Source organism: Amycolatopsis sp. NPDC051071 (assembly GCF_040682875.1).
Lineage (GTDB): Bacteria > Actinomycetota > Actinomycetes > Mycobacteriales > Pseudonocardiaceae > Amycolatopsis.
Genome location: NZ_JBFBBY010000278.1, coordinates 1 through 6,059, shown reverse-complemented (window position 1 = coordinate 6,059; position 6,059 = coordinate 1). Strand labels below are relative to the sequence as shown.

Sequence of the window (6,059 nt, the reverse complement as noted above, 5' to 3'; positions counted from 1 at the left end):
AGGCTTTGGTGCCCACGGCGGTCGGTGTCTTCTGGGGCCCCAATAGGACATTTTTTGTCCTATGGGGACCCCTCATGACACTCTCCACTTCAGGACGCCGCCGCCACCAGCGCCGAGTAAGGCCCACCAGCCGCCAGCAACTCCGCGTGCGACCCCAGCTCGGTCACCCGGCCGCCCTCGATGACGGCGACCCGGTCCGCGGCGGCAGCGGTGTGCAGCCGGTGCGCGATCGCGATCACTGTCCGCCCTTCGAGCACCGCGGTCAGCGACCGCTCCAGCTCCCGCGCCGAACCCGTGTCCAGCAGCGACGTCGCCTCGTCCAGCACCAGCGTATGCGGGTCGGCCAGCACCACCCTGGCCAGCGCGAGCTGCTGCGCCATCGCCGCCGGGACGGCGACCGCCCCGGCCCCGACGCGGGTGTCCAGCCCGTCCGGCAGGCTCGCCACCCAGCCGGACGCGCCGACCGAGGCCAGCGCGGAAAGCAGCTTCTCGTCGGTCCAGTCACCGGCGGGCAGCGTGAGGTTGTCCCGCAGTGTCCCCGCGAACACGTGGTGCTCCTGGGTCAGCAGCAGGACCTCGCCACGCAGGACGTCGTCCGGCAGCTTCGACACCTCGGCCCCGCCGATCCGCACCGAACCCGACGTCGGCGCGGACATCCCGGCCAGCAGCCTGCCCAGCGTCGACTTCCCGGCGCCGGACGGGCCGACGATCGCCAGCCGTTCACCGCGCGGCACGCGCAGGTCGATGCCGTGCAGGACCTCGCGGCCCTCGGTGTAGCCGAAGCGCACGTCGCTGACCTCGATGTCCTGCCCGCGTGGAGAGTCCGCGACCACGTCCGATGGCGGTGCCGGGCGCACGCCCAGCAGCCGCCGCAGCGAGGCACCGGCGACCTGCATGTCCGCGAGCCAGAACAGCGCCTCGTTCAGCGGGCCGGTCATGATCTGCGAGTACAGCAGCATCGCGGTGATCGTGCCGAGCCCTTCCCAGCCGTTCGAGTAGGCGAGCAGGCCCAGCCCGAGCATCACCGGGACCGGCAGCACGTAGCTGATCTCCAGCGACGGGATCCACCGCATCTGCAACGCCCGGATCTTGCGCTCACCCAGCATCGACGCGTCGAGACCGTCGTGCCCGGTCCGGACGCGGCGGCCGGTGAGGTTCAGCGCCTCGGCCGTCCGCGCGCCCTCCGCCGTTTCGTGGGTCGCGGACTGCAGTTCCGACCATTTGTCCAGCATCCGCCGCATCACGTCCGGGATCCGCCGCTGATACCAGATGTTCACCGGTACCAGCAGTGGCAGCGCGACCAGCAGGCCCAGCGCCAGGAACGGCGACGTGATCACCATCGCCGCGACGGTGAACACCACGGTCACCGCGGCGATCAGGATCTCGGGCGCGCCATGACGCACGGCGTGATCGATCCGGTTGACGTCGGTGGTCGCGCGGCTGAGCAGGTCACCGGTACCGGCCGCCTCGACGGTGCCCAGCGGCAGGTTCAGCGCGTTGCCGACGAACTCTTCGCGGTTGTGCGCCAGGATCCGCTCGCCGAACACCCGCGCCCGCAGCCTCGCCAGGCCCTTGAGCCACGCCTGCGTGCCGAGCACGACCACGAACACGATCGCGAGCACGGTGATCGTGGTGGTGGTCGTCCCGCCGGCCACCTCGTCCACCAGCGTGCCCAGCAGTCGCGGCCCGGCCAGCCCCACCGCGGTCGCGACGCAGAACAGGCCGAGCATCACGGAGAACTCGCGCTTGTTGTCGCGCGCTGTCTCCTTTATCCATCGTCTGACGTCTTGTTTGCCTGCCAGCGGCAGCTTTTTCATGCGGGCACTTTCGTACTCACGACCACATCGGCCACGTGAGTCCACAGTGGACTCTGACTGAACACGACGGTGGTCTTGCCGCGCCGCAGCTTCGCGACGCGTTCGGTTATGCGAGCTTCGGTATGCGCGTCGACGGCCGAAGTCGGCTCGTCGAGCAGCAGGACGTCGGCGTCGGTCGCCAGCGCGCGGGCCAGGTTCAGCCGTTGCCGCTGACCGCCGGAGACCTCACGTCCGCGTTCGCCGATCACCTCGTCGACGCCGTCGGGCAGCGCGTCCACGATGTCGTCGGCGTCCGCCGCGTGCAGTGCTTCGGTGATCTCGACGCCACCCGGTTCGGCGGGCGTGACCTGGTCGCGCAGCACTCCGGAGAACCAGATGTCCTGGTTGTGCGCGTAGACCACCCGGCGTCGCAGTTCGCCGAGGGCGACCCGGTTCACCGGGACCCCGCCCGCCAGGGCAGGTTCATCCGGATCGGTGAACCGCGCCATCCGCGAAGCCACCGCTTCGGCTTCGGCACCTACGTCGATGACGGTCAGCTTCCCGGCTTCGGCCTTGAACCCGGACGTCTCGTCGTACAGGTCCAGCGGGCCTTCCGGCAGCGGCAGCGGGTTCTCCGGTTCGGCCAGCGTGCGTTCGGTGGACAGCAGTTTGCACACCTTCCGCGCCGAGACCAGCGCGGCGCTCAGCACGCCGGCGAACTCGGTCGCCGTCGTCACCGGCACCACCAGGAACACCGAGACGCCGTAGAACGTGATCAGCTCGCCGACGCCGATGGTGCCGGTGATCGTCATCTGCGCACCCAGCCAGGTGATGACCACCGTGACCAGGCCCGGCAGCGCGACCTCCGCCGCCGCGAGCCACGCCTCGCTGCGCCCGACCTGGACACCAGCCAGCCGCACTCGCTGACTGGAGCGGCGGAACCGGTCGAGGAACTGCTTCTCGCCGCCGACCCCGCGAAGGATCCGCAGGCCGGAGACGATATCCGCGGCCAGCGCGTTGACGTCGGTCTTCTCCTCGCGCTGCTTCGTCTGGCGCTTCTCCAGCGGCTTCAGCAGCGGGCCGATGCCCACCACGGCCAGCGGGACGCCGACCAGCGCGACCACGCCGAGCAGCGGTGACGTCGTCAGCAGCGCCGTCGCGCATACGACGAACGCGATCAGTGAGCCGAACGCCCGGCCCAGTACCTCGAAGGAGTCACCGATCGGGTTGATGTCGCTGGTGGTGATCGCCACCACGTCACCGGTGGTGGTCGTGTCCCGCAGGTTCGCGCCCAGCTTCGCGGCGTGCTCGGTGGCCAGTCGCTGGGTGACCCCGGCGCCGTGGATCCAGCAGCCGTACGAGGCGAAATGCTGCACCGTGCCCGCGATCGTCTGCGCGATCCCGAGCCCGGCGGCGATGAGACCCCACAGCCAGACGGAGTCGCCGTCGCTCCGGCTGATCGCGTCGATACCGCGGCCGATCGCGACCGGCAGCAGTGCGATCGGCAGCGACCACAGCGCACCACTGATCGCCGAGACGGCGAGCAGTCCCGGCCGCGCGAGCATCATCGCGAGCAGGTAGCGCCAGGCGGTCGGCTTGGCAGGCAACCGCAGTCGCGGAAGGGGATATGTGGCGGAAAGCACGATTATCGACGGTAGGCGGATCGGTACCGGCGGCGCGACCGATTTATCCCTGGGCGACCGCGAGCTGAACAGACCCCTCACTTATCCATCCATGCCCCCGCCACCACCCTCAACGGAGGAGCGTCGCTCCACTGGCCTAATCTTGGGCCGTGGCGAACCCTGATGTGGACACCGTGACCAGCACCGTTGACATCCCAGTCGACACCACCGCAGTTGCCGGAGCGACCCCGGAACAGACCCAGCCGTACGTCGAACTCGGCCTCGCCGACGACGAGTACGCCCGGATCCGGGAGATCCTCGGCCGTCGTCCGACCGACGCCGAACTGGCGATGTACTCGGTGATGTGGAGCGAGCACTGCTCGTACAAGTCCTCGAAGAAGCACCTGCGCTACTTCAGTGAGACGGCCACTCCCGAAATGAAGGAGAAGATGCTCGCGGGCATCGGCGAGAACGCCGGCGTCGTCGACATCGGCGAGGGCTGGGCGGTCACCTTCAAGGTCGAGAGCCACAACCACCCGTCCTATGTGGAGCCCTACCAGGGCGCCGCGACCGGCGTCGGTGGCATCGTGCGCGACATCATGGCGATGGGCGCGCGCCCGCTGGCCGTGGCCGACGCGCTGCGGTTCGGCCCGGCCGACGCCCCCGACACCCGGCGCGTGCTGCCCGGCGTGGTCGCCGGGGTCGGCGGCTACGGCAACTGCCTCGGCCTGCCGAACATCGGCGGCGAGCTCGTATTCGATCCGAGTTACTCCGGGAACCCGCTGGTCAACGCCCTGTGCGTTGGCGCGATGCGCGTCGAGGACCTGCACCTTGCCTTCGCCTCCGGCAAGGGCAACAAGATCATCCTGTTCGGCGCGCGCACCGGCCTCGACGGCATCGGCGGCGTGTCCGTGCTGGCGAGCGACACCTTCTCCGGCGACGAATCGTCGGGGGGCCGCAAGAAGCTCCCCAGCGTCCAGGTCGGCGACCCGTTCACCGAGAAGGTGCTCATCGAGTGCTGTCTCGAACTGTTCGCGCAGAAGCTGGTCGTCGGCATCCAGGACCTCGGCGGTGCCGGGCTGTCCTGCGCGACGTCGGAGCTCGCGGCGGCCGGTGACGGCGGCATGCACATCTACCTCGACCGGGTTCCCTTGCGTGCCAAGGGAATGACCCCGGCGGAGGTGCTGTCCAGCGAGTCGCAGGAACGGATGTGCGCGGTCGTCTCCCCGGAGAACGTCGAGGCCTTCATGAAGGTCTGCGAGAAGTGGGACGTCATCGCCACCGACATTGGCGAGGTCACCGACGGCGAGCACCTGGTCATCACCTGGAACGGCGAGGTCGTCGTCGACGTCCCGGCGCACACCGTCGCGCACCAGGGCCCGGTGTACGACCGGCCGATCCAGCGCCCGGCCGGTCAGGACGCCCTGCAGGCCGACACGTCGGCGTCGCTGCCGCGACCGTCCACTTCGGACGAACTGCGTGCCGACATCCTCAAGCTGATCGCGTCGCCGAACCAGGCGTCGAAGGAATGGGTGACTTCCCAGTACGACCGCTACGTGCGCGGCAACACCGTGCTCTCGCAGCCGTCGGACTCCGGCGTCATCCGGATCGACGAGTCGACCGGCCGCGGTGTCGCGGTTTCGACCGACTGCAACAGCAAGTTCGTCTACCTCGACCCCTACGAGGGTGCGAAGCTCGCACTCGCCGAGGCGTACCGCAACGTCGCCACCAGCGGCGCGAAGCCGGTCGCGGTGTCGGACTGCCTGAACTTCGGCGCGCCGACCGACCCTGGCGTGATGTGGCAGTTCGAGCAGGCCGTGCACGGTCTCGCCGACGGCTGCGTCGAACTCGGCATCCCGGTCACCGGCGGCAACGTCAGCTTCTTCAATCAGACGGGTGACGTGGCCATCCTGCCGACCCCGGTGGTCGGCGTGCTCGGCGTGATCGACGACGTCACCCGCCGCATCCCCACCGGTATCGGCGCGGAGGCCGGGGAAACCCTGCTGCTGCTGGGTGAAACCCATGACGAGCTGGACGGCTCCGCGTGGGCGCGCGAGCTGCACGGCCACCTCGGCGGACGTCCGCCTCGCGTGGATCTGGCGCGTGAGAAGCTGCTCGCCGACATCCTCATCGCCGGTTCACGCGACGGCATGATCTCCGCCGCGCACGACATCTCCGACGGCGGGCTGATCCAGACCCTCGTCGAGACCGTCCTCATCGGACAGTGCGGTGCCCGGGTCTTCCTCGACGCGGAGCAGGACCCGTTCGTGCAGCTGTTCTCGGAGTCCGCCGGGCGGGTGCTGGTCGCCGTGCCGCGCACCGAGGAACTGCGGTTCACCGAGATGCTCACCGCGCGTGGCCTGCCGTGGCGCAAGACCGGTGTGGTGGACCCGGAGTCGGGCTCGCTCGAACTCCAGGACATCACCGAGTTCACCCTGGACGAGCTTCGGGAGCCTTGGGAGCGCACGCTTCCGGCGCTGTTCGGCTGAGGGGTTCCCCTCGCCCGTCCCGAAGGCAATCACGAGCCCCCGCAGCACCACCAGTCACAACGGCGGCGCGTGAAGGCCCCCTTCCCTCGGCTCAGCCGAGGGACCGGGACTGTGTCCGCACCGCGCTCGTATTGTACGAAGGTATCCTCGAC

General features: G+C 69.4%; 3 protein-coding genes. 1 reads left to right on the top strand and 2 read right to left on the bottom strand.

Going from position 1 to position 6,059, the window contains the following annotated elements; all coding sequences use genetic code 11:
- Positions 1-89 precede the first annotated feature (89 nt).
- Together AB0M65_RS39840 and AB0M65_RS39835 are read right to left on the bottom strand one after the other, a co-directional pair.
- Positions 90-1,817, bottom strand: coding sequence for an ABC transporter ATP-binding protein (locus tag AB0M65_RS39840; protein ID WP_364040492.1), 1,728 nt, complete (start codon positions 1,815-1,817; stop codon positions 90-92).
- The gene (locus AB0M65_RS39835; protein WP_364040489.1) at positions 1,814-3,439 is read right to left on the bottom strand and encodes an ABC transporter ATP-binding protein; all 1,626 of its coding nucleotides are present in this window, start codon (positions 3,437-3,439) and stop codon (positions 1,814-1,816) included. The genes AB0M65_RS39840 and AB0M65_RS39835 overlap by 4 nt, the downstream gene beginning before the upstream one ends.
- Before the next feature lie 173 nt (positions 3,440-3,612).
- Between AB0M65_RS39835 and purL the strand changes: the two genes are divergently transcribed.
- Positions 3,613-5,907, top strand: coding sequence for a phosphoribosylformylglycinamidine synthase subunit PurL (gene purL, locus AB0M65_RS39830; protein WP_364040495.1), 2,295 nt, complete (start codon positions 3,613-3,615; stop codon positions 5,905-5,907).
- Positions 5,908-6,059: the final 152 nt, after the last annotated feature.

Excerpts from the sequence above, each read along its gene's own strand:
- AB0M65_RS39840 (WP_364040492.1), bottom strand. The coding sequence starts at position 1,817 with ATGAAAAAGCTGCCGCTGGCAGGCAAACAAGACGTCAGACGATGGATA.